The 23,556-nt window shown below is 70.4% G+C and carries 22 protein-coding genes; 11 read left to right on the top strand and 11 right to left on the bottom strand.

Annotation, left to right across the window (positions count from 1 at the left end; all coding sequences use genetic code 11):
* Nucleotides 1-469: 469 nt before the first annotated feature.
* Together BMW88_RS34130 and BMW88_RS34125 are read right to left on the bottom strand one after the other, a co-directional pair.
* On the bottom strand, nucleotides 470-754 hold the full coding sequence (locus BMW88_RS34130) for a MoaD/ThiS family protein (RefSeq protein WP_089959054.1): 285 nt from the start codon (nucleotides 752-754) through the stop codon (nucleotides 470-472).
* A gap of 31 nt (nucleotides 755-785) precedes the next feature.
* Complete coding sequence (locus BMW88_RS34125) at nucleotides 786-1,865, bottom strand: WD40/YVTN/BNR-like repeat-containing protein (protein ID WP_089959051.1); 1,080 nt, start codon at nucleotides 1,863-1,865, stop codon at nucleotides 786-788.
* Between the two features lie 140 nt (nucleotides 1,866-2,005).
* On the opposite strand from BMW88_RS34125, the gene BMW88_RS34120 reads away from it, so the two are divergent.
* A complete protein-coding gene (locus BMW88_RS34120; protein ID WP_089959049.1) occupies nucleotides 2,006-3,688 on the top strand; it encodes an acyl-CoA dehydrogenase family protein in 1,683 nt (560 codons plus the stop codon).
* On the opposite strand, the gene BMW88_RS34115 is transcribed toward BMW88_RS34120, so the two are convergent.
* Nucleotides 3,685-4,329, bottom strand: a complete 645-nt coding sequence (locus tag BMW88_RS34115) for a TetR/AcrR family transcriptional regulator C-terminal domain-containing protein (RefSeq protein ID WP_089959047.1) — start codon at nucleotides 4,327-4,329, stop codon at nucleotides 3,685-3,687. The genes BMW88_RS34120 and BMW88_RS34115 overlap by 4 nt on opposite strands.
* Nucleotides 4,330-4,397: 68 nt before the next feature.
* Between BMW88_RS34115 and BMW88_RS34110 the strand changes: the two genes are divergently transcribed.
* Nucleotides 4,398-4,838, top strand: coding sequence for an ester cyclase (locus tag BMW88_RS34110; protein ID WP_089959045.1), 441 nt, complete (start codon nucleotides 4,398-4,400; stop codon nucleotides 4,836-4,838).
* On the opposite strand, the gene BMW88_RS34105 is transcribed toward BMW88_RS34110, so the two are convergent.
* From BMW88_RS34105 to BMW88_RS34085, 5 genes are all read right to left on the bottom strand, one after another.
* Nucleotides 4,835-5,779, bottom strand: coding sequence for an asparaginase (locus BMW88_RS34105; RefSeq protein WP_245778239.1), 945 nt, complete (start codon nucleotides 5,777-5,779; stop codon nucleotides 4,835-4,837). The two genes, BMW88_RS34110 and BMW88_RS34105, sit on opposite strands and share 4 nt — an antisense overlap.
* Nucleotides 5,760-6,527, bottom strand: coding sequence for an amino acid ABC transporter permease (locus tag BMW88_RS34100; RefSeq protein ID WP_089959041.1), 768 nt, complete (start codon nucleotides 6,525-6,527; stop codon nucleotides 5,760-5,762). The genes BMW88_RS34105 and BMW88_RS34100 overlap by 20 nt, the downstream gene beginning before the upstream one ends.
* Nucleotides 6,527-7,141, bottom strand: coding sequence for an amino acid ABC transporter permease (locus BMW88_RS34095; protein ID WP_089959039.1), 615 nt, complete (start codon nucleotides 7,139-7,141; stop codon nucleotides 6,527-6,529). The genes BMW88_RS34100 and BMW88_RS34095 overlap by 1 nt, the downstream gene beginning before the upstream one ends.
* Nucleotides 7,138-8,019 carry a glutamate ABC transporter substrate-binding protein gene (locus BMW88_RS34090; RefSeq protein ID WP_089959036.1) on the bottom strand — a complete coding sequence of 294 codons (882 nt, stop codon included), beginning with the start codon at nucleotides 8,017-8,019 and terminating at the stop codon, nucleotides 7,138-7,140. Before BMW88_RS34090 ends, BMW88_RS34095 begins: the two co-directional genes overlap by 4 nt.
* Before the next feature lie 192 nt (nucleotides 8,020-8,211).
* Entirely contained in the window at nucleotides 8,212-8,418 is a 207-nt protein-coding gene (locus tag BMW88_RS34085; protein WP_030468404.1) for a cold-shock protein, read from the bottom strand.
* A 239-nt stretch (nucleotides 8,419-8,657) separates the two neighbouring features.
* Here BMW88_RS34085 and BMW88_RS34080 point away from each other — a divergent pair, with 239 nt between their 5' ends.
* Both BMW88_RS34080 and BMW88_RS34075 read left to right on the top strand, forming a co-directional pair.
* A complete protein-coding gene (locus BMW88_RS34080) occupies nucleotides 8,658-8,885 on the top strand; it encodes a hypothetical protein (protein ID WP_089959034.1) in 228 nt (75 codons plus the stop codon).
* 31 nt (nucleotides 8,886-8,916) lie between these two features.
* Nucleotides 8,917-9,663: a hypothetical protein gene (locus BMW88_RS34075; RefSeq protein WP_089959033.1), complete on the top strand. Its 747-nt coding sequence runs from the start codon at nucleotides 8,917-8,919 to the stop codon at nucleotides 9,661-9,663.
* 10 nt (nucleotides 9,664-9,673) lie between these two features.
* On the opposite strand, the gene BMW88_RS34070 is transcribed toward BMW88_RS34075, so the two are convergent.
* On the bottom strand, nucleotides 9,674-10,777 hold the full coding sequence (locus BMW88_RS34070) for a sugar ABC transporter substrate-binding protein (RefSeq protein WP_089959031.1): 1,104 nt from the start codon (nucleotides 10,775-10,777) through the stop codon (nucleotides 9,674-9,676).
* 229 nt (nucleotides 10,778-11,006) lie between these two features.
* Here BMW88_RS34070 and BMW88_RS34065 point away from each other — a divergent pair, with 229 nt between their 5' ends.
* The 3 genes from BMW88_RS34065 to BMW88_RS34055 all read left to right on the top strand — a co-directional run bounded on the left by BMW88_RS34065 (nucleotide 11,007) and on the right by BMW88_RS34055 (nucleotide 15,142).
* A complete protein-coding gene (locus BMW88_RS34065; protein WP_089959029.1) occupies nucleotides 11,007-12,725 on the top strand; it encodes a S8 family serine peptidase in 1,719 nt (572 codons plus the stop codon).
* A 175-nt stretch (nucleotides 12,726-12,900) separates the two neighbouring features.
* Nucleotides 12,901-13,620: a MerR family transcriptional regulator gene (locus tag BMW88_RS34060; protein WP_089959027.1), complete on the top strand. Its 720-nt coding sequence runs from the start codon at nucleotides 12,901-12,903 to the stop codon at nucleotides 13,618-13,620.
* A 52-nt stretch (nucleotides 13,621-13,672) separates the two neighbouring features.
* Nucleotides 13,673-15,142: an alpha/beta hydrolase gene (locus BMW88_RS34055; protein ID WP_089959025.1), complete on the top strand. Its 1,470-nt coding sequence runs from the start codon at nucleotides 13,673-13,675 to the stop codon at nucleotides 15,140-15,142.
* Between the two features lie 62 nt (nucleotides 15,143-15,204).
* Here BMW88_RS34055 and BMW88_RS34050 read toward each other — a convergent pair whose 3' ends face one another.
* The gene (locus BMW88_RS34050) at nucleotides 15,205-18,135 is read right to left on the bottom strand and encodes a glycine--tRNA ligase (protein WP_089959102.1); all 2,931 of its coding nucleotides are present in this window, start codon (nucleotides 18,133-18,135) and stop codon (nucleotides 15,205-15,207) included.
* A 367-nt stretch (nucleotides 18,136-18,502) separates the two neighbouring features.
* Here BMW88_RS34050 and BMW88_RS34045 point away from each other — a divergent pair, with 367 nt between their 5' ends.
* From BMW88_RS34045 to BMW88_RS34030, 4 genes are all read left to right on the top strand, one after another.
* On the top strand, nucleotides 18,503-20,218 hold the full coding sequence (locus tag BMW88_RS34045) for an LCP family protein (protein WP_089959024.1): 1,716 nt from the start codon (nucleotides 18,503-18,505) through the stop codon (nucleotides 20,216-20,218).
* Nucleotides 20,219-20,332: 114 nt separating this feature from the next.
* Nucleotides 20,333-20,818: a helix-turn-helix domain-containing protein gene (locus BMW88_RS34040; protein WP_245778237.1), complete on the top strand. Its 486-nt coding sequence runs from the start codon at nucleotides 20,333-20,335 to the stop codon at nucleotides 20,816-20,818.
* Nucleotides 20,819-20,976: 158 nt separating this feature from the next.
* Entirely contained in the window at nucleotides 20,977-22,224 is a 1,248-nt protein-coding gene (locus tag BMW88_RS34035; protein ID WP_245778236.1) for a MurT ligase domain-containing protein, read from the top strand.
* Nucleotides 22,217-22,924, top strand: a complete 708-nt coding sequence (locus BMW88_RS34030; RefSeq protein ID WP_089959022.1) for a type 1 glutamine amidotransferase — start codon at nucleotides 22,217-22,219, stop codon at nucleotides 22,922-22,924. The genes BMW88_RS34035 and BMW88_RS34030 overlap by 8 nt, the downstream gene beginning before the upstream one ends.
* Here BMW88_RS34030 and BMW88_RS34025 read toward each other — a convergent pair.
* Nucleotides 22,908-23,474 carry a TetR/AcrR family transcriptional regulator gene (locus BMW88_RS34025; protein WP_089959095.1) on the bottom strand — a complete coding sequence of 189 codons (567 nt, stop codon included), beginning with the start codon at nucleotides 23,472-23,474 and terminating at the stop codon, nucleotides 22,908-22,910. The genes BMW88_RS34030 and BMW88_RS34025 overlap by 17 nt on opposite strands.
* Between the last annotated feature and the right edge of the window lie 82 nt (nucleotides 23,475-23,556).

The raw sequence follows: 23,556 nt of genomic DNA, 5'->3' as shown, positions 1-23,556 counted from the left end.
GCCGGGCGGGGGCGGTAGATCGGGGCGGCCCGGGAAGCCATGCGATGTGGGCAGACAGGACCGGCGGCGGGCGGAGCAGTGGCGCACGGAGTCGGCGGCGGCTGGAGTCGGCGATGGCTGGAGTCGGCGATGGCTGGAGTCGGCGATGGCTGGAGTCGGCGATGGCTGGAGTCGGCGATGGCTGGAGTCGGCGATGGCTGGACTCGGCGATGGCTGGAGTCGGCACGGCATGGGGAGACGTGCAGGGCAGCCGACGTACAGGACAGCCGATGCGCGGGGCAGCCGACGTACAGGCGGGCTGCGAGTCAGGCCTCGGAGCCGAGGGTGTCCAGAAGGCGGGCGGCTTGGGCGGAAGGGGCGAGCGGTGGCGGGTCGTGGAGCCGCCCCCAGCCAGAACCGGCAGCACCCGCCCATCTCCACTGGTCACGCGGTGCGCCGCGATCCCCCGCGGCGCACCGCGGCCCGGCCGTCAGCCGCCCGCCACCGAGGGCAGGATCTGGATCTCGGCGCCCGCCGGGAGCGGGGTGGCCGGGCCGCCGAGGCGGCGGCACTCCTCGCCGTTGACGTAGAAGTTGACGTAGCGGCGCAGGGTGGCGCGTTCGTCGCGCAGGCGGCGGTCCAGGCCGGGGTAGGTGCCGGCGAGGACGTCGAGGGCGGCTCCCAGGGTGGCGGGCTCGGGGACGTCGACGTCCACGTGGGAGGCGCCGCCGGTCGCTGTGCGGAGCACGCCCGGGATCAGGACGGTGACCTTCACGGGTGCACCGCCGGGGTGCGACGGGTGGCGGTCACGTGGGCAGCACCGCCGCTCGGACCGACATCACGTCGGGCAGGTGGGCGGCCACCCGGTGCCAGGTCTCGCCCTCGTCCGGGCTCGCGTAGACCTCGCCCGAGCGGGAGCCGAAGTAGACGCCGGGGACCTCGGCGTCGTCGGCGCACATCGCGTCGCGCATCACGGCGGTCCAGAAGCTGTCGGGCAGGCCGGTGGTCAGGGCTTCCCAGGTCTCGCCGGCGTCGCGGGAGCGGTACACGCGGCACCTGCCCTCCGGCGGGAAGCGGTTGCCGTCGGACTCGATCGGGAAGGTGAAGATCGTGTCCGGGTCGTGGGGGTGGACGACCATCGCGAAGCCGAAGTCGGTCGGCAGGCCGGAGGCGATCGACCGCCAGCTGTCGCCGCCGTCGTCGCTGCGGTACACGCCGTGGTGGTTCTGGGCGTAGAAGCGGCTCGGCGCAGCCGGGTGCTGCGCCACCTTGTGCACGCACTGGCCGAACTCGGGCCACGGGTCTGGGAAGAAGTAGGCCTTGATGCCCTTGTTGCGGGCCTCCCAGGACTTGCCCCCGTCGGTGGTGCGGTAGACGCCGCCGGTCGACATCGCCACCAGCACGCGGTCCGGGTCGACCGGGTCCGGCACGATCGTGTGGACGGCCTGGCCGCCGAAGCCCGCGTCCCACTCCGGGCGGTGCGGGTGGTTCCACAGCCCCTCGACGAACTCGAACGAACGGCCGCCGTCGGTCGACTTGAACAACGCCGACGGCTGGGTGCCCGCCCAGACGACGCCCGGCTGGGAGGCCGGGGCCGGTTGGAGCTGCCAGACGCGCTCCAGGGCGGCGTCCTCGACCGGGAACGCGATCGGCGGTGTCGCCGACTCCTCCCAGGTCACGCCCAGGTCGTCGGAAAGGGACACGCCGGGGCCGAAGTGCGGCGAGGACACGCCCGCGAGCAGCCTCAGCGGGCCTCGGGTGTCGAACGCGACCGCGTACACCTCCTGCATCGCGTGGTGCGGTCCGTCGAGCTCCCACCTGACCCGGTCCTCGCTGCGGGCGAGCCACAACCCCTTGCGCGTGCCGATCGCCAACACCACTCTCATCGCAACGCAACCCCCCACCTCGAATGTGATGCGGAGCACGTTACGCCGGGGGTCCGACACTTTCGGGCTGAACGGGAAACCCCACGTAGACCGGCAAGTTACTCACTGGTAGCGTCCGATCGGAGACGAAGGAGGCGCCTGTGCTGCTCGACCCGAACCACTACGACCCCGCCCACCTCGACGACGAGTCCCGCCGCCTGCTCAGGGCGACGATCGACTGGTTCGAGGCGCGCGGCAAGCGCCGGCTCATCGCCGACGCGCAGGACAGGGTCTGGTACTCGGAGTTCCTCGACTTCGTGAAGCGGGAGAAGCTGTTCGCCACCTTCTGCACGCCGAAGGGCGTCGACGGCACGAAGCGCTGGGACGCCGCCCGCAACGCCGCGTTCAGCGAGGTGCTCGGCTTCTACGGTCTGCAGTACTGGTACGCCTGGCAGGTCACGGTCCTCGGGCTCGGCCCGATCTGGATGAGCGGGAACGCCGAGGCCAAGCAGAAGGCTGCCGCCCTGCTCGACAGCGGCGCGGTGTTCGCGTTCGGCCTCTCCGAGAAGGAGCACGGCGCCGACGTCTACAGCACCGACATGGTCCTCACCAGGACCGAGAACGGCTACAAGGCCAACGGCGGCAAGTACTACATCGGCAACGGCAACGTCGCCGGCATGGTCAGCGTCTTCGGCAGGGAGGGCGACGACTACGTCTTCTTCGCCGTCGACAGCCGGCACGAGTGCTTCAAGCTCGTGCAGAACGTCGTCGACAACCAGATGTTCGTCAGCGAGTTCCGCCTGGAGGACTACCCGCTGACCGACGCCGACATCCTGCACCGCGGTCCCGACGCCTTCTCCGCCGCGCTGAACACCGTCAACGTCGGCAAGTTCAACCTCTGCACGGCCAGCATCGGCATCTGCGAGCACTCCTTCTACGAGGCGATCACCCACGCCCACAACCGGATCCTCTACGGCAACCCGGTCACGGACTTCCCGCACGTGCGCCAGAACTTCGTCGACGCGTACGCGCGCCTCGTCGCGATGAAGCTCTTCGCGGACCGCTCGGTCGACTACTTCCGGTCCGCCGGCGAGAACGACCGCCGCTACCTCCTCTTCAACCCGATCACCAAGATGAAGGTGACGAGCGAGGGCGAGCACGTCATCGACCTGCTCTGGGACGTCATCGCCGCCAAGGGCTTCGAGAAGGACACCTACTTCACCCGCGCCACGGCCGACATCCGCGCGCTGCCCAAGCTCGAAGGCACCGTGCACGTGAACCTGGCCCTGGTGCTGAAGTTCATGCCGAACTACCTCTTCAACCCCAAGGCCTACGACGAGGTCCCGACCCGCCACGACCCGGTGGACGACGACTTCTTCTGGCGCCAGGGTCCCGCGCGCGGGCTCGGCAAGATCCAGTTCCACGACTGGGAGCCGATCTACGCCGAGCACTCCCACCTGCCCAACGTGGGGTTGTTCCACGAGCAGGCCAAGGCCCTCAAGACCCTGCTCACCACCGCCGCCCCCGACGAGGCTCAGCAGCGGGACCTCGACTTCCTGCTCACCCTCGGCCACCTCTTCACCCTGGTGGTCTACGGCCAGCTGGTGCTCGAGCAAGCCAAGATCACCAAGCTCGACGAGCGGGTCCTCGACCAGATCTTCGACGTGCTGGTCCGCGACTTCGCCGGCTACGCGACCGCGTTGCACGGCAAGGCGAGCAGCACCGAGGCGCAGCAGCGGTGGGCCCTGGGCCAGATCCGCAAGCCGCACGCCGACCAGGACCGCTTCGACGCCGTCTGGCAGCAGGTCGTCGCGCTCTCCGGCAAGTACGAGATGCGTCCCTAGGGACCGGGCCCGCCCTCCCGGTACCGCTCCAGCGCCGCGATCATGAGTTCGAGCCCGAACTCGAACTCACGGTCGTGGTCGTACTCGCCCAGCTCGCCGATCACCTCGGCGGACAGCGGGAACGCCGACATGTCGACGTCCTCGAAGGGCGACAACGCGATCCCGCCGAGCTCGGGAGAGGTGGCGACCTCCCGCATCAACGTCCCGAGCAGGTAGGACACCATCGCGCGCATCATCCCGACGGCGATCTCGCCGCGGAAGCCGGCGCGGTCGAAGTTCAGCAGCGCGGCCTCGATCGTCCGGAACCCCGCCTCGCTGCTCAGCCTCCGCGTCGCGAGCAGCACGAACGCCCGGGGGTGCCGCCGCGCCAGTTCCCGCACCGCGCGGGCGTGCGCCCTGAAGTGATCGCGCCAGTCGTCGCTCTCCACCTGGTACGGCCGCGCGTCGGCCATGATCCGCTCGGCCGCGAGGTCCACCAGCACCGCCTTGTTCGGCACGTGGTTGTAGAGCGACATCGTGCCCGCGCCCAGCTCCGCGGCCAGCCGCCGCATCGAGACCGCCTCCACGCCCTCGCGCTCGATCAGCCGCACCGCCGCATCCACGATGCGGGCGCGGGTCAGCGGTTCACGTGAGGAGGACACTGGCGGAGACCATACGACGTGGAGTAGCTTCCCTGCGACGTACGGCGTACGTAGGAGGGTCTGCCGGCATGACCGAGTCCAAGGCGCTCAGAGCGCTGCGCGAGGCCATCGTCCTGGAGCACATGGAGTCGCAGAACGACCACGACTTCGACACCTCCTTGAACACGTTCCCCCACCCCCGCTACGAGATCATGGCATCAGGCCAGGTGTTCGACGGCGTGGACGAGGTGCGCAAGTACTGGCAGCGCACCCGCGAAGCGTTCCCCGACCAGCGCAACAAGGTCATCGACGTCCACCACGCCGACGACGCGGTCATCATCGAGTTCGAGCTCCAGGGCACGCACCTCGGCAGCCTCATCGGCGAGGCGGTGACCGGCAGGACCTTCAAGGTCAGGATGGTCAGCTTCTTCCTGTTCGACAAGGACGTCCTGATCTGCGAACGGGTCTACGGCGACACCGCGACCGTGATGACCCAGCTCGGCATGCTCGACCTGCCGCAGGAGTTCTAGCCGGAAGGGTTCTGGCCGGAAGGGTTCTGGCCGGAAGGGCGGTGGAACGCCACCCGCACCTCCCCCACGACCTCGCCACCGCCGAGCACCGGCACGGACAGGTGCTCCTCGGCGGGAGACACGTCGTGCCCCAGCGCGGCCAGGGCCGTCAGCCCGATCGCCGTGGTGGCACGGGGATTGCCGTCGAGCACCTTCACCGCCACCGCGTGCCCCGCCGTCGTCGCCAGCACGAGCACCCCCTCCGCACCGCCCTTGGCCACCACGCCGGGCAGGAGCTGCATCACAACGGTGTTCACGTGCCCGGTTCCGCCGACGTACTCGGGAAACGTGCGCATGGCGTCGGCGACCGGTGTGCGCACCAGCCCTTGCATCGCGCGCGCCAAGCCGTGCAACGACAACCCGAACACGGGCGCACCACATCCATCGACCGCCGTGTGCGCGACGGGCTCGCCGGACAGCTCCTCCATCGTCCGCGCCACCAGTTGCTGCAACGGATGCGCCGGGTCCAGGTAGGTCCGCGTCGGCCACCCGGCCGCGACGCACGCCGCCAGCATCGCCGCGTGCTTGCCGGAGCAGTTCATCCGCAGGCGGGAGGGTTCCGCCAGCCGTTGCCGCGTCTGCTCGTCCTCCGGCCACGACGGCGGGCAGCGCAGCGACTCGGCCGGCACCTCGCCGAGCAACCGCTCCACCAGCTCGACGTGCCGGTCCTCCCCGGTGTGCGACCCGGCCGCGATCGCCAGCGCGGGTCCCGCGAGGGGCGCGCCGGCCGACAGGCACGCCAAGGCCTGGAACGGCTTCATGCACGACCGCGGCAGCACCGGTTCCCCGACGGCCCCGACGGACACGCCGACGGCGCCGGACGGCAGCAGCCCCACGACGCTGCCGTGGTGCAGGCTCTCCACGAACCCGGACCGGGTGACCTCAGCGAGCAGCGCGGGCACGAGCAGCCTCCAGGCGGTGCGCCAGCCTGGACAGCGCCAGGTTGACCACCAGGTAGATGAACGCGACGACGAGGAACGTCTGGATCAGCAGGCCGTTGTAGTTCGCGAGCACGCGGCCGTTGAACAGCAACTCCGCGTAGGACACGACATATCCCAGCGAGGTGTCCTTCAACAGACTGACGGCTTGCGTCACGAGCAACGGCGTCATGTGCCGCACGGCCTGTGGCAGCACCACGAACCGCGTCACCGAACCGTCCGTCATGCCGAGCGACAACCCGGCCTCCCGCTGCCCGGGATCGACCGACTCGACGCCCGCACGGAAGATCACCGCGTACGACGCGGCGTGCGACAAAGCCAGCGGTACCACGAGTTTCCAGAACAACGGCAGGTTCACGCCGAACGAGGGCAGCACGAACAGCATCACGTACACCAGCAGCAGCACCGGGACCGTGCGCATGACCTCGGCGTACGCGCGGGTGAACCGGTTGGGCCGCAACGCGAGCAGCAACCCTCCCGCCATCGCCAGCACGCCCGTCGCGAACGCCGCCACCACCGTCGACCACAGGCCTCCGAGCAGGTAGCGCCACACGGGCCAGGTCAGGTAGGGCCTCCACCGATCCGCGTCGAGCTGCCCGTTCGCCGCGAACTGCCGCAACCCGAGCGCCACCAGCGCCAGGAGCACCGCGGCGGACACCACGGAGGCCCAGAAGACCCGGCGGCGGGCGCGGGGGCCGGGAGCGTCGAACATCAGGCCAGCCGCCGTTCCAGCACGCGTGCCCCGAACCCGATGCCGGCCGCCATCACCAGGTAGCACAGCCCGGCGCCGGTGAAGACCAGCAACGGCTGCGCGAGCTCCAGGTTGATGCGTTGCGCCGCGCGGGTCATGTCCACGACGCCGACGACACCGGCCAGCGCCGTCGCCATGGTCAGCGCGATGGCGACGTTCGCGAGCGGCTGCACGACCCGCCGCCCGGCCTGGGGCAGGACCACGTGCCGCAACGACTGCCCGAACGACAGTCCCAGCGCCCGTGCGGCCTCGCCCTGACCGGTGGCGACCGAGCTCACGCCCGACCGCAGCGCCTCCGCCACGAACGCGGCCTCGTACAGCGCGATCGCGCAGAAGGCCGTCCAGAACAACGGCATCCGCACGCCCACCTCTGGCAGCCCGAACACGAACAGCACCAGCCACGCCAGCAACGGGATGTTCCGCCACACCTCGACGTAGACCGCGCCGGCGCCGCGCAGCAGCGGCACGGGCACGATCCTCATGACCGCGACGACGAGCCCGACGAGCAGCGCGCCGGCGAACGACAGCAGGGTCAGGGCGACGGTGTTCAGGAAGCCTTCGAGGACCAGGCTCATGAGGCGATCGCCGGTGGCGACGGCGCTTCGCCGGTGACCACGGTGCCGATCGTCTGCCGCCAGACCTCCTGCCACAGACCGGACTTGCCGATCTCCCGCAGCCAGTCGTCGACGACCTCCGTGAACTCCGCGTCGCCGTGCTTGATGCCGATGCCGTACAGGTCCTCGGTGAACGGCTCGCCCACGAGCTGGAGCTCGCCGTCCTTCGCCGCGTCCGCCACGAGGATGGCCTGGTCCTGCACGTAGGCCTCGCCGCGGCCCTGCTTCAGCGCGGTCAGGCACTCGGGGTCAGACCCGAACTCGACGATCCGCGCGGTCGGCGCCGCCTGCTTGATCGCCGCGATCGCCGGGGTGTTGGCGCCCGCGATCACGGTCCGGCCGGCCAGGTCGGCGGGCCCGGTGATGCCGGAGGTGCCCTTGCGCACCGCGATGGACTGGCCGGACCGGTAGTACGGGCCGGCGAACGCCACGCGCTCCCTGCGGGCGGGCGTGATCGTGTACGTCTGGATGATCACGTCGACGGTGCCGTTGGCGAGCAGCGGTTCGCGGGTCTCCGAGGTCGCGCTGAGCAGCTCGGTCTCCGGCTTGCCGAGCAGGTGGTGCGCGAGGAGCTTGCCGAGGTAGGCGTCGAAGCCGGTGAGCTCGCCGCTGACCGGGTCGAGCTGGGACAGCAGCGGGGCGTCCTGGGAGCCGCCGATGAGCAGCTTGCCGCGCTTCTTGATGCGGTCCACGGCCGAGCCGGGGACCACCTGGCCGGTGTACGCCGGTGCCTTGGCGAGCAGGGCGTCCAGCTTGCCGCCGCCGCCCGGCACCGCGTTCTCACCGCCGGAGCACCCGGCCACGAAGAGCAACACCGCCGCTACGAACAGTCTCCCCATGCCCGCGAAGCTACTGATCGTGATCCACGGGGCACAAGGTGCGACCGACGGGTTTGGGGCTTGCTCCAGGATGACACCTTTGTCGGCCGGAGGCGAAGGCACCGAGCAAGCCGGCCGAACGCGACAAAGCCGTCTGTCCCGAATAGGACAAACGGCTTTGTTTACCAGATCAGATGTGCTGACCAGTCAGACTCAGACGGCGCGAACGCCCTGTGCCTGCGGGCCCTTCTGGCCCTGACCGATCTCGAACTCGACCCGCTGGTTCTCCTCGAGAGCCTTGTAGCCGTTCATCTGGATCTCAGAGTAGTGGACGAACACGTCGGCGCCACCGTTGTCAGGGGAGATGAAGCCGAAGCCCTTCTCCGCGTTGAACCACTTGACGGTGCCCTGTACTGCCATCTTGCTACTTCTCCTCTAACAGGTGCCGGATCGCGCTCGCGACCACCGGGTCAAGTCACTGGCGGCGCCTTCTCCGGAACCTGGAGAAACCGCACACTCGCGACCTCGTTCCGCGAGCGGGGTAATCCACGAACACGAAACGTACGACCTTGGACAGTGAACCACGACCCCCCGGTATCAGTCGAGCCATTGATCTCCACTGCTACCGTGAGGTTCCGAACGACCTCGCGGAGGTGCCCGTGCCGGAGCGGACGACGCTGTCGATCAAGGTCGTGGTCGCGCCGCACGTGGCGGAAGGCCTGCACGCGCTCGTGCGAAAAGCCCTGGCCGGGCCCACCGCGACACGTGACGAGCGGGGGCGCCGCGGGGGCGACACCTACGTCAACAAGGTCTCCGGGACCGTCAACGACACCGTGATCCAGATCGGCCGCCTGCACGGCAACTTCAACGACCACCGGGGCCGGTAACCTGGTGGGTCGTTGACCCAGGGGGCCGTGCTTGACCGGCAGCGAACGACTGCTCTTCTTCTTCATCGGCTTGGTGACCACGTTCGTGTTCATCCGCATAAGCGTGCGCATGATCAGGGCGAAGGTGCGGTGGTGGCCGCGGAACATCGTGCACGGCGACACGCACGTGCATCACGTCGTGTTCGGCACCGTGCTGCTGCTCCTGTCGAGCGTCACCGGCCTGCTCATCCCGGACGACCTCTACGGCGCCCGGTGCGCCGCGGCGGCGGGCCTCGGGGTGGGCGCGGCGCTGGTGCTCGACGAGTTCGCGCTGATCCTGCACCTGCGGGACGTGTACTGGATGAAGGCCGGCCGGCTGTCCGTGGACGCCGTGTTCCTCGCCGTGGGTCTCACCGGCCTGTTCCTGCTGGGCGCCCGGCCGCTCGGCTACGACGAGGTGCTGCAGCTCAACCCGGAGACGACGCCGAGCGACACGTTCACGCTCCGGCTGGTCGCCATCGGCGTGAACCTGTGCTTCGCGATCGTGGCGCTGCTCAAGGGCAAGATCTGGACCGGACTGCTCGGCCTGCTGGTGCCGGTCGTGCCCGCGGTCGGCGCGGTGCGGCTGGCCAGGCCGGGCTCGCCGTGGGCGCGCTGGCGCTACCCGGACGGCTCGCGCAAGCTCTCCCGCGCCTACCGGCGGGAGGCGCGGCTGCGGCAGCCGATCATCAAGGCGAAGATCGCCGTGCAGGAGTTCATCTCGGGACGTCACGACCTGCCGGATCACGACAGGCCGTGACGGGGCCTCATCACCCCCCGAGGATGTCCTGCGCGGCACAGGCAGGGGCGACGTCGCCGGTGCACAGCTCCGCGGGCTTGACGATGCCCTCGGTGACCAGCGTCCGGACGGTGTCCTTCCTGATCAGCGTCGCGCCGAGCAGCACCGACTTGACGTCGCGCCGCGCGACGGGGTCCCGCAGGTTGCCGGTGGCGAGGTCGTCGGCACCCTCCAGGTCGCCGCGGGCGACCGCGATGGCCAGCCGGGCCGCGGCCTCCGCCTCGTCCCGCACCGGCTTGTAGACGGTGATGCACTGGTCGCCGCGCAGCACGGCCCGCAGACCGTCCACAGTGGCGTCCTGGCCGGTGACCGGGACCTTGCCCGCCAGGTTCTTCTTCTTGAGCACGCCGATGACCGCACCGGCCAGTCCGTCGTTGGCCGCGACCACGCCGTCGACCTTGCCGCCGTTCTCGTTCAGGATCTGCTCGAACAGCTCGGCGCCGAGCTCGGGTTTCCAGTCGGCGACCGGCTGGGACTTCACGAGCCTGAGCGCGCCGCTGTCGTACTTCGAGGACAGCCGCGACTTCTGGCCCTGGGTGAAGAGCGTGGCGTTGTGGTCGGTCGGAGCGCCCTCGATCTCGATGATCTGGGCACCGGGCCGGTCACCGAGGCAGGACAGCAGGCCGTCGGCCTGGAGCTGGCCGACGTTCACGCTGTCGAAGCCCACGTGGTACTCCGCCTGGCCGCCGAGCGTCACGCGGTCGTAGTCGATGACCGGGATGTTCGCGGCCTTCGCCTTCTTCTGCACCGCGAGGCCCCCGGCCGCCGACAGCGGCGTGATCACCAGGACCTTCACCTTGCGCCGGATCATCTCGTCGGCGATCTGGACGAACTTCGCCTCGTCGCCGTTGGCGTTCTCGATGAACGGTTCGATGTCCGCGTAGTTGAACGCCTGGGTCAACAGCGGGCGATCTTGTTCCTCCCAGCGCGTGGAACTCGTTCGGTCGGGAAGGATTACCCCGACGATTGGTTTGGGGCCACGCGCGGGCAGCGTCGGAGCACCCTGACCTGCGTCACCGCAGGCAGAGAGGAGAAAGAGCAGGCACGCCGACGTTGCCATTACCCGTCTTCGCATAAACGCGGAGTTCATCGCTTGCGAGTTGTTAAGTCAAGATTTCTTATCATAACATCACGCTCCGCTTTCGTTCGACTACAGTTCGATTCCGTACGAAAGGCGCTGATGTTCGGGCGATTTTCGTGCCAGTCTGTCGGACTTGGGCGGCAATCGGGGGCCGCCCCATGTCGTTGGATCCAGCCCTGACCGGGTGTGAGGAGACAGCTAGGTGAGAACGCGCAGAACCGTGATGGCGGTGGCGGCAACGGTGTCGCTGGTCGCCGCGGGTACTTCGGCGGCGGGGGCGGCGCCTGCCTCGACCGCGGGGCAGCAGAAGGACACGGAGTACACCGTCCTGCTGGAAAGCCCCGGCAACCGCGACTTCGCGATCGACGCCGTGCACGCGGCGGGCGGCGAGGTGGTGCGGAACAACGACGCCATCGGCCTGCTGACCGTCAAGGCGCCCGCGACCGGGTTCGTGGAGAAGGTCTCCGCCTCGAACGAGATCGTCGGCGCGGCGAGGTCCAAGCCGATCGGTCACGCCCCGGCGGCGAAGGCCGGGAAGGCCGGGAAGGCCGAGCGGGACGACGTCGAGAAGGAGAACCGGGCCGAGAAGGCGAACAAGGCTCCCGCGGCGGCGCAGTCGACCGCCGGCATGGACCCGCTCGACGGCGACCTGTGGGGCCTGAACCTCGTCCGCTCGAACATCGCGCGGGCCAAGCAGGCCGGTGACAAGCGGGTGTACGTCGGAATCCTCGACACCGGTGTGGACGGTTCGCACCCGGACATCGCGCCGAACTTCAACAACGAGCTGTCGCGCAACTTCACCGTCGACATCCCGAACGACGCCGACGGTGGCGAGTTCGACGGCCCGTGCGAGTTCCGCGGTTGCGTCGACCCGGCGAACTGGGACGACGGCGGCCACGGCACGCACGTCGCGGGCACCATCGGCGCCGCGGCCAACGGCTTCGGCATCTCCGGTGTCGCGCCGAACGTGTCGCTGGTGAACATCCGCGGCGGGCAGGACGCGGGCTCGTTCTTCCTGCAGCCCGTCGTCGACGCCCTGACCTACGGCGCCGACATCGGCCTCGACGTGATCAACATGTCGTTCTACGTCGACCCGTGGTACATGAACTGCCTCAACGACCCCACGGCCTCCGCCGAGGAGCAGCTGGAGCAGCGCACGATCATCGCGTCCGTGCAGCGCGCGCTGAACTACGCGCACCGCAAGGGCGTCACGCTGATCGGTGCCGCGGGCAACAACCACGAGGACCTGGGCAAGCCGCGCCAGGACGTGCAGAGCCCGAACTACCCGCCTGGCCACGCCCGTCCGCGGCCGGTCGACAACGCCACCTGCCTCAACCTGCCGACCGAGGGCGACCACGTGATCTCGGTGTCGTCCCTGGGCCCGTCGACCGCCAAGGCCGACTACTCGAACTACGGCCTCGAGCAGACCGCGATCTCGGCTCCCGGCGGCTACTTCCGCGACTACTTCGGCACGCCGTGGTACCGCACCAACGAGAACATGATCCTGTCGACCTACCCGCGCAACGTCGCCATCGCCGAGGGCAACGTCGACGAGGCCGGCAACGTCACGCAGAAGGGCCTCGACGCGGGCGTGAAGAAGGCCGCGCAGGGCGACAAGGTGGGCTACTACCAGTTCCTGCAGGGCACCTCGATGGCCGCCCCGCACGCCGCCGGTGTCGCCGCGCTGGTCGTGAGCCAGTACGGCAAGAAGGACAAGAAGAACCCCGGTCTGACCCTCGACCCCGACAAGGTCGAGAAGGTGCTCTACAAGACCGCGATCCAGCGCGCCTGCCCGAACCCGCGCACCGTCTCGTACGTGAACGTGGGTCGCTCGGCCGAGTTCGACGCCACCTGCGAGGGTGACGCGAAGTTCAACGGCTTCTACGGTCACGGCATCGTGGACGCCTACGGCGCCGTCACCCGCGGCGGCCAGTTCCTGTAAGTCCCGGTTGGACAGCGGAGGGCTCCCGGTCGTCTCGGCCGGGAGCCTTTTGCGTGCGACGAAAGTCGACCGCCCGCCCCACCTTCGTCTCGACCTCACGACGTTCCTTGACCGTGCCGCAGCGGCATGGTTTCCACTGGGACGTGTCAAGGGGCGCCGAGGGCAGGGAGGCAACGTGCCGGGGTGGAGCACCAGTCAGCTGGCCGACCTCGCCGGGACCACCCTGCGCACGATCCGGCACTACCACGACGTGGGCCTGCTGCCGCAGCCGGAACGCAGGGCCAACGGCTACAAGAGCTACGGCGTGACCCACCTCGTGCGGGTGCTGAGGATCAAGCGCCTCACCGAGCTCGGGCGGTCGCTGACCCAGATCGCGGACCTGGGTGACGGGGACGAGCACCCCCGCGAGGCGTTGCGCGAGCTCGACGCCGAGCTCGCCGCGCGGATCGAGCGGCTGCGGCTGGCACGCGCGGAGCTCGCGGTGGTCCTGCGGCAGGAGACGCCGACCGATCTGCCACCGGACATCGCGGCGGCGCTCGCGAACGTGGAGCTCTCACCGCAGGACCGCGCGTTCACCGTCGTGCTGGCGCAGCTGCTCGGGCCGGAGGCGTTGTCCTCCTACACCGACCTGCTGACGCGCTACTCGCGGGACCCCCTGTTCGTGGAGTTCGACGAACTGCCGGAGGACGCGGACGAGGAGACCCGCCAGAGCCTGGCGGACCGCATGCGCGTGCACCCGTACGTAGCGGAGATGCGGGCCGCGTTCCCCGATCCGGCCAGCATGTACAGCACTTCGCCGTACAGGGCGGAGTTCGTGGCGCAGACGATCGGCGGTGCCATGGTCGAGCTCTACACCAAGGCGCAGCTCGACGTCCTGGTCCGCATGACCACCTGATTTCCCACTGATCCGGCGTGCCGAGGGCGCGCCCCCGGAAGGGTATTTGCAAATGCGAAAATGGTTGTCCTTGACCGCGGTCGTGACCGCCACCGCGGCGCTGGTATTGCCGGGGGTGGCGACGGCGGCACCCGCCGCACCGGAGGTGAGGTGGGTCGCCTGCCCGGCGGACGTGGCGTCGCCGGGCCTCGAGTGCGGGACGCTCAGCGTGCCGCTCGACTACCGCGAGCCCCGCGGCCGCAAGACCGAGGTGATGATCTCGCGGCTCGCCAGCGAGAACCGGGAGAAGCGCCGGGGCATCCTGTTCACGAACCCCGGTGGCCCGAGCGAGGGGCTCACGTTCCCGTTCCTGCTCAAGGCCCTGGGCATGCCGCAGAGCGTGCTGGACGCCTACGACGTGATCGGCATGGACCCGCGCGGCATCGGTTACAGCTCGCCGGCGACGTGCGACCTGACGGACGAGCAGATGGCCTTGGGCAGCGTCCCTCCCTACGCCGTGACTCCCGCTGACGTGCGCAAGCGCGCCGAGGAGGTGGAGAAGATCGCGGAGCAGTGCCTCAGGTCGTCGACCGCCGACGAGCTGCCGCACAACACGACCGCGAACATCGCCCGCGACCTGGACAGCGTCCGCACCGCGCTGGGCGAGGAGAAGGCGTCGTTCCTCGGGTACTCGTACGGCAGCTACCTCGGCTCCGTCTACGCCACCCTGTTCCCGAAGACCAGCGACCGCGTCGTGATCGACAGCAACCTCGGCGCGGGCGGCTGGGACGTCGAGGGCGGCCGCATGTTCGCCCGCGGCGTGGAGGACACGTTCCCGGACTTCGCGAAGTGGGCGGCGGCGCACCCGGAGCACGGCCTCGGCTCGACGCCGGACCAGGTGCGCGCCAAGTACTTCGACCTCGCCGCCCGGCTCGACGCGAAGCCGTCGCCCGAGGGCGTCGACGGCCAGGTGTTCCGGCTCCTGACGTTCACGGGCCTCTACGCCACCGGCGACGCGGCGTTCGCGAAGATGGCAGCGCGGTGGAAGGCGCTCGACACCGGCGCGCCACTGCCGCCCGAGGAGACGCCGGTCGTCCCGCGCGTCGAGAACCTGCTCTCCGGCCGGTTGCACGTGATCTGCGGCGACTCCGAATGGCCGTCGTCGGTACGGGCCTACGAGCGCAACGTCGCGGTGGACCGCGTCCGCTACCCGATGTTCGGCGCGGCGGCGGCCAACATCTACCCGTGCGCGTTCTGGCCGAAGCCGGTGGAGAAGCAGGTGCGGCCGTCCGGCCGCGGACCGGCCAACGTGCTGATGGCGCAGAACGAGCGGGATCCCGCCACGCCGCTGGCCGGCGCTCGCACGACGCGCCGGGCGTTCGGGGACCGGGCGGCGATGATCACCGTCGACCAGGGTGGCCACGGGACTTACGTGATCGGCAAGAACAAGTGCGCCAACGACGCGGTGACCGCCTACCTGCTGGGCGGACCGCGCCCGAACGACACCCGGTGCGCCGCTGAACCCCGCTCAGCGGCCGAATAGCTGCGGAAACGCCGAGGAGGGCGTCCCCGTCCCGGAACGCCCTCCTCCGCCGTTGCCGGGTCCTACAGCCGGTTCCAGTCCAGCACCGGCGCCGCGAAGTCGCGGATCGACGCCAGCAGCCCGAGCCGCGCGGCCTTCACCGCCTCGTCCTCGGCCATCACCAGCACCTCGTCGAAGAACGTGTTGATCGGCCCGGTCAGCCCGCCGGCCGCGGCGAAGAACGCGGCCAGGCCGGTGACCTCCCCCTGGACACCGTCGAAAGCCCGGTGCAGGGCCACTTCCGCCGGCTCGGTCAGCAGCGCGGGGTCGTAGGAGGCCTCGGCGGAGGCGGGAACGATCCGCCGCACCCGCTGCAGGGCGGCCACGAGCGAGTCGAAGTCCTCCCGGCCCGCCAGCGCCTCCAGCTCCGCCAGCGTCTCGTCGGCCAGCACCGGCGAGTCGGCCAGCGGCAGCACGGCCTGGACGAACCGGTGCTCGTGACCGGCGTCGAGCAACGCCTGCTCGTAGCGCCGCACCGCGAACTCCCGCGCGGTCTCCAGCGCCTCCGCGGACACCTCGAGCCCCTCGGCCGCCAGGGACAGCGCCACCGGCAGGGTGATCTCCCGCAGGCCGGGGAACGCCCGCAGCACCGCCACCGCGCCGAGGGCCGCACGGCGCAGGCCGAACGGGTCCGAGCTCCCGGTCGGCTGCGCGCCGATGCCGAACAGGCCGGCCAGCAGGTCGAACCGGTCCGCCAGCGAGAGCAGCGCGCCGGGCACCGACGACGGCAGCGCGTCACCGGCCGAACGCGGGAGCTCCATCTCCCACAGCGCCTGCGCGACCTCCGGCGGCTCGCCCGCCCGTTCCGCGTACTCGCGCGCCATCACACCGGCGAGCGAGGACAGCTCGATCACCATCTGCGAGCCGAGGTCGAACTTGGCCAGCGCGCCCGCGCGGTCGAGCGTCTCGCGGTCGACGTCCACCACACCGGCGAAACGGCCGGCCAGCGCGGCGATCCGGCCGGCGCGGTCGGCCATCGAACCGAGCTTGTCCGCGAACGTGAGCTTCGCGAGGCCCGCCTTCATCTCCTCCAGCGGCGTCTTGAGGTCCGCCCGCCAGAAGAAGGCCGCGTCCTCGTACCGCGCCCGCAGCACGGCCTCGTTGCCCGCCCGCACCAGGTCCGCGTCGACGGCCCCGTTCGCCACCGCCACGAAGTGCGGCAGCAGCGCGCCGTCAGACGAGCGGACCGGCAGGTAGCGCTGGTGCTTGCGCATCACGGTCGTGAGGATCTGCCCCGGCAGCTCCAGGTACCGCTCCTCGAACGAGCCGAGGATCGGCGTCGGCCACTCCACCAGGTTCGTCACCTCGTCCAGCAGCCCGTCGACCTCCACGACACCGCCGACCGACGCGGCGAGCTCCTGCGCGGCGGCCACGATCGACGCGGACCGCCGGTCCGCGTCCGCCTGGATGCCGTGCGACTCGAGGAAGTCCAGGTACCCGTCCGCGGTGGGCACCTCGACGACCGGCGCGTCCGCCGTGCGGTGCACGCGCGTGACCGTGCCGGACGCCAGCGACGACACCGCGACCGGCACCGGCGTCGACCCGAGCAGCGCGAGCAGCCAGCGGATCGGGCGGGTGAACGACAGCTTCGGGTCGTTCCACTTCATGTTCTTCTCGGCGCGCAGGTCCGAGACGACCCCGGCCAGCAGCCCGCTCAGCACCTCGACCGCGCCGCGGCCCGCGTCGGTCCTGGTCAGCGCCACGAACTCGACGCCGTTCTCCTCGACGCGGCCGAGGGCGGACACGTCGACGCCCTGGCCGCGGGCGAAGCCCTGCACCGCCTTGGTCGGGTTGCCGTCCGCGTCGAACGCGGCGGACACGCGCGGACCGCGCACCGTGCGCTCGGCGTCCGGCTCACGCGGCGACACGGCGGGCACCAGCACGACGATCCGGCGTGGCGTGCCGTGCACGGTCACCTCGCCGTGCGTCAGCCGGGTCGCGCCCAGCTTCGAGGTGACGGCCTCGCGCACCGCGTCCACGGTCCGCAGCACCTCGTGCGGCGGCAGCTCCTCGGTGCCGATCTCGAACAGCAACGTCGCCGGCGCGGTGACGTCCTCGAAGGACGACGGCGCGGCGGCGGGAGCGGGAGCCCCTGCGAGGCCCAGCGGGTGCCCGAGCTCGGCCCGGCGCTCCGCCCACAGCGCGGCCACCTCCCGCGCCAGGCCGCGCATCCGGCCGAACGCGCGGGCGCGCTCGGTCGTGGAGATCGCTCCCCGCGCGTCGAGCACGTTGAAGATGTGCGAGCACTTCAGCACGAAGCCGTGCGCCGGAACGGGCAGGCGCGCGTCGAGCATGCGCCGCGCCTCGGTCGCGAACTCCTCGAAGAGGCGCTTGTTCGCCTCCACGTCCGCGTCGTCGAGGTAGTACCGCGACATCTCGTACTCGGCCTGGCCGAACGCCTCGCCGTAGGAGATGCCGGGCGCGTAGGCGATCTTCTTGAAGTGGTCGACGCCCTGCAGCGCCATCATGATCCGCTCGATGCCGTAGGTGATCTCCACCGACACCGGGTCGAGCGTCATGCCGCCGGCCTGCTGGAAGTAGGTGAACTGGGTGATCTCCAGGCCGTCCAGCCAGACCTCCCAGCCGAGCCCCCAGGCGCCGAGCGCGGGCGAGGCCCAGTTGTCCTCGACGAACCGGACGTCGTGCGCGCGCACGTCGATGCCCAGCGCCTCCAGCGAGCCGAGGTAGAGCTCCTGCGGGTCACCGGGGTCGGGCTTGAGGATCACCTGGAACTGGGTGTGCGTCTGCAGGCGGTTCGGGTTCTCGCCGTAACGGGCGTCGTCGGGCCGCACGGACGGCTCGACGTACGCCACGCGCCACGGCTCGGGACCCAGCACGCGCAGCACGGTGGCCGGGTTCAGCGTTCCCGCCCCGACCTCGGTGTTGAACGGCTGCACCACGATGCAGCCTCGGTCGGTCCAGTACTTGGTCAGCGCGAGCAGCGCGTCCTGCATCGTCAACACGGCGAGGAGTCTACGAAACAGACAAAACCGCTGGTGAAGGGGCTGAATCCGAGGCCGTCCCGCACTGTGTCAGGCTTTGCACAACCGAGTGGCGTGCCCGCGCGTCCATTCGGGGTACCCGGAAGTGGCGAGAGGAGTGGGTGTGGACAACCGGCCGCCGCGGCCAGGGGAACCGAACAGGTCCTCCGGCCGAGCTTCCGCTGGGCGCCCGTCCTCGGGGCGCCCTTCTTCTGGACACCCTTCTTCTGGACACCCTTCTTCTGGGCGCCCGTCCTCTGGATCCGCTTCCTCTGGATCCGCTTCCTCTGGATCCGCTTCCACCCCCCGCTCCCAGGCGGGCCAGCCCCGTCGCCCGCAGGTGCCGCCGAAGCGGGACCCGGCGGACCCGCCACGCCGCGAACCCGGCCGCCGGGACCCGGCCGACCGCGCCGAACCGCCTCGCCGCGAGCCCCCGCGCCGCATCGAGCCCGGCCGCGCGAGCTCGTCGGGTCCCCGGCCGCGCCCGATCGCCGACCGCCCGACGGTCCGCACCACCCCCGCCAAGGTCAAGACGCCGCCGCCCGCACCCCGCCCGCGGCCGAAGCCGCCGGCGGCCCGCCGGCCGGGCGCGGCCAAGCGGGGCGCGTCCACCGGCGCCAAGGTCTTCGTCAGCCTGCTGTCCGCGGCGGTCCTGCTGGTCACCGGCATCGGGTGGCAGAACCTGAACGCGCTGACCGACGGCCTGACCAAGCAGAACCTGAACCTCGCCGACGCGGGCGAGCGCCCCGCCGACGGCGCGGTCGACATCCTGCTGGTCGGCATGGACAGCCGCACCGACTCCAAGGGCAACCCGCTGCCGCAGAACGTCCTCAACGAGCTGCAGGCGGGTGGCAGCGAGGACGGCGGGTTCAACACCGACACGCTGATCCTGCTGCACATCCCGAACGACAGCGGCAAGGCCTTCGCCGTGTCGTTCCCGCGCGACTCCTACGTGAAGATCGCGGGCGGCTTCGGCAAGCACAAGATCAACTCCGCCTACAGCTACGCGAAGAACAAGGCGGCCGAGAAGCTCAAGGGCGGCGGCAAGAGCGCGCAGGAAGTCGAGATGGAGTCGCGCAAGGCGGGCGCGAACAACCTCATCGAGACCGTCCAGGACCTGACCGGCACCAAGATCGACCACTACGCCGAGGTCAACCTCGTCGGCTTCTACGAGATCACCAAGGCGATCGGCGGCATCGACGTCTGCCTCAACGCCCCCGTCAGGGACAGCTTCTCCGGCGCGAACTTCAAGGCGGGCAAGCAGACGATCGAGGGCAAGAACGCGCTGGCGTTCGTCCGCCAGCGGCACGGCCTGGTCATGGGCGACCTCGACCGCGTCGTGCGCCAGCAGGTCTTCATGGCGGGCCTCGCCAAGAAGATGCTCTCGGCGGGCGTGCTCACCGACAGCACCAAGCGCAACGACATGATCAAGGCCGTCAGCGGCGCGATCGTCCTCGACGACGGCTGGGACATCACCAGGTTCGCCCTGCAGATGAAGGACCTGACGGGCGGCAACATGACGTTCCAGACCATCCCGACCGGCAACCCCGACCTGCAGACCGCGGAGGACGGGTCCGCCATCGAGGTCGACGCCGCCGAGGTGCGGAACTTCGTCAAGAACCTCGGCAAGCCGCCGTCGTCCTCCACGGCACCGGACCCGAAGTTCGACAACACCACGCTGACCGTCGACGTCCGCAACGCGTCGGGCCAGCCGGGGCTCGCGAGCCAGGTGCTGCAGTCGCTCGTAGCGAAGGGCTTCAAGGCGGGCCAGACGGGCAACGCCGAGGCCATGAGCACGTCGGTCGTCCGCTACGGCAAGGGCGGCGAGGCGGGCGCGAAAGCCGTCCAGGCCGCGCTGGGCGGCCTGGAGGTCGAAGAGGACGTGAACGTCCCGGCCGGCCGGGCACGCGTCTTCCTCGGGGCCGACTACTCGGGTCCAGGGGCGCAGGGGTTCACCGGGTCCGGAATGCTCGTCCTGGACGGTGCGCGTCAGCAACCGGCTGACCCGCCGGCCCCTCAACCCATCACCGCGGACGGCGTGCGCTGCGTGAACTGATACCGAGAGTAGAGATATCTACCCCGTTCGGGGGAATCTGTCGGCAAGTTGCGTAAGCGGCGAAGCACTGGCGCCTTCCATCACCGTGAGACCCGCTCACGGGGTGGAGGACCAGTGCAATCCGTGACAGGCCAGATCGACACAGCGGCGTACCAGCGCGTGCTCGGTGACGAGATCCGCAGCCTGCGCAAGCAGCGCGGCTGGACCCGCAAGGAGCTGAACAAACGGCTGCAGACCGAGATCTCGCTGCAGACGCTCGCGACCTACGAGCTCGGCACGCGGCAGTGCTCGGTCGTGCGCCTGGTGGAGATCTGCCACGCCCTCGACGTCCCGGCGCACGAAGTCCTCGCCCGCGTGCACGAACGCTTCTTCGGCGACATCCCGGCGGGCCACCTGGCGCTGAACCTCGCCGCGGTGGCCGCCACCGACGACCCGCGGCTGGTCCCGCTCAAGCGGTGGGCGGCGGGACGGTTGCACGCGCTGCCGCCGGGCGCGCCCCCGGAGCTGCACCTCGACCTGCCCGCGCTGGAGAACATGGCGCAGTTGTGCCAGCTCCCCACCGTCGAGCTCATCCGCACCTTGCGCGCGTTGAACCGGTAGGACCCAGCACCGCTCCCGCCCGCACGGGAGAACGCGGCTCCGCCCACGGTGCCCGACGCCCACCGTGGAGCCCGCCAGGAACCCTGCGTTCGTTGTCCCGCCAGGAAGATCGCAACCACCCCAGAGGCGCGCGCGCCGCCGCCGGTAGCATCGCCGGGGTGAACGATTCCCCCGCCCGCCTCCCCCTGCGCACCGCAGCCGCCGTGAAGCTGGGCAACCTGAGCTCCACGCTGTCCCAGAAGATGGGTCTCGGCGCCGGCGGCATGATCGGCGGCCGGGTGGCGCTGAAGCTCGACCCGCAGGCGCTGAACCGGTTGACGCAGGGCCGCCAGGTCGCCGTCGTGACAGGCACCAACGGCAAGACCACCAGCACGATGATGCTGGCGCGGGCCGTCGGCGCGCTGGGCGAGGTCGCCACGAACCACAGCGGCGCGAACATGCCGGACGGCCACGTCACGGCGCTGTCGAAGCAGCCGGACGCCCCGTACGCGGTGCTGGAGTGCGACGAGGGCTACTTCCCCGCCGTCGCGGGCGCCAGCAACCCGTCCGTCGCGGTCATCTTGAACCTCTCGCGCGACCAGCTCGACCGGGTCGGCGAGGTCCGCACCATCGAGCGGTCGCTGCGCGACGCGATCACCAAGCTGCGGGACTGCACGATCATCGCCAACTGCGACGACGTGATGGTCACCAGCGCGGCCTGGAACGCGGCGAGGGTGGTCTGGGTCGCCACCGGCACCGGCTGGCACCACGACTCGGCGAGCTGCCCCCGGTGCGGCAACCCGATCCGCTGGCAGGGCGAGCACTGGCACTGCACGGGCTGCGACCTCTCCCGCCCGCACCCGAACTGGATCACCACCGACGAGGCGATGATCACGCCGGAGCACCGGAAGATCGAGCTGCGCCTCACGCTGCCGGGCAAGTTCAACCAGGCCAACGCCGTCATGGCCGCCGCGGCGGCGCACGCGCTCGGTGTGCCCGTGGAGGAGGCGGTGCGCAGGCTGCGCAGCGTCTCCAACGTCAGCGGCCGCTACCGCACGATCCAGCGCAACGGCCGCAGCGCGCGCCTGCTGCTCTCCAAGAACCCGGCCGGCTGGAGCGAGACCCTCACGGTCGTCAAGGAGGCCAACCACCCGGCCGTCCTGGTGATCAACGCCCAGGAGGCCGACGGCCGCGACCTGAGCTGGCTGTGGGACGTCCCGTTCGAGCGGTTGCAGGGCCGCACGGTCATCGCCTCCGGCGAGCGCGCGACCGACCTCGCCGTCCGCCTGACCTACGCCGAGGTCGAGCACACCATCGTGCCCGACCCGCTGAAGGCCATCGACCAGATGCCGCAGGGCGCGGTCGAGGTCATCGCCAACTACACCGCGTTCCGCGACTTGAATGCCAGGGCTGCCGCTGATGAGTGAGTCGACTGTCCAGATCGCGCTCGTGCTGCCGGACCTCCTCGGCACGTACGGCGACTTCGGCAACGCCGTGGTGCTGCAGAAGCGCATGGCGTGGCGCGGGATCAAGGCCGAGATCCTGCCGATCAACTACGGCCAGCCGGTGCCGGACTCGTGCGACATCTACGTCGTGGGCGGCGGTGAGGACACCGCGCAGACGCTCGCGGTGAAGCACCTGCGCGAGCACCCCGGCCTGCAGCGCGCCGTCACGAAGAACGCCGTGGTGCTGGGCGTGTGCGCCGGCATCCAGATCTTCGGCGAGAGCTTCACCCGTGCCGACAACGTGACCCACCCCGGCATGGGCCTGATCGACTCGACCTCGCACGCGGGTGGCAGCCGGGCGATCGGCGAGGTGCTCGCGGAGCCGGCGGGCGGCCTGTTCTCCGGCGTCCTCTCCGGGTTCGAGAACCACCAGGGCCGCACGGTGCTGGGCCCGGCGGCGCGTCCCCTCGCGCACGTCAAGGTCGGCACCGGCAACGACGGCAGCGTCGAGGGCGCCGTTCAGGGCCGGATCGTGTGCACGTACCTGCACGGCCCGGTGCTGCCGCGCAACCCGCAGCTCGCGGACCTGCTGATCGAGTGGGCGACCGGCACCAAGGTCGCGCCGCTGGACCTGCCCGCCGTCACCGCCATGCGCGCCGAGCGGGTCAGGGCCGCTTCCTGAGCCGGTCCGCGACCCCCGGCCAGATCACGGCCATCACGTAGCCGGTAGCGAGCGCGGGCCCCACCGAGGGCCTGCGCTCCATCCACACCGCCAGGCGTTCCGTCGCGCCGACGACGATCTCCGCGAACGCCTCGGCCTCCAGCGGGTCGATGTCCGGCGTGAACGACGCCAGCACGGCCCCGATCAGGTCCGTCTGCTGCTGGCGGATGCCTTCCACCTCTTCCTGCGCCGACGGCACGGCCACGGCCGCCTCCTGCCGCAGCAGCGCCCACGACCTGCGGTGCTCGTCGATGAACTCGAAGAACGCGCGCAGCCCGAGCCGCAGGAACTCCTCGGGGCTCGCGGCGCCCGCGATGGCTCCCGCCGTCTTCTCGCGCAGCTCCGTGCGCGCCCGGTGGATGCAGCCGATGAGCAGGCCCTCCTTCGAGCCGAAGTACTCGTAGAGCATCGGCTTCGAGACGCCGACGCGTTCGGCGATCTCGTCCATCGACGTGGCCAGATACCCCTGCTCGGCGAAGATCTCCTCGGCGACGGTGAGCATCTGCGCCATGCGCTGGGCCTTGGGCATGCGGCGGCGCGGAGCAGTCACGAACGGAGTCTACCGCTCGTAACTTACTTCGAGTAACCTACCG

Origin of the sequence: Lentzea xinjiangensis (assembly GCF_900110955.1) — a bacterium.
Classification (GTDB): Bacteria; Actinomycetota; Actinomycetes; order Mycobacteriales; family Pseudonocardiaceae; genus Lentzea; species Lentzea xinjiangensis.
The sequence above is the reverse complement of the archived record's forward strand: the minus strand, read 5'-3'. Positions and strand labels throughout refer to the sequence as shown.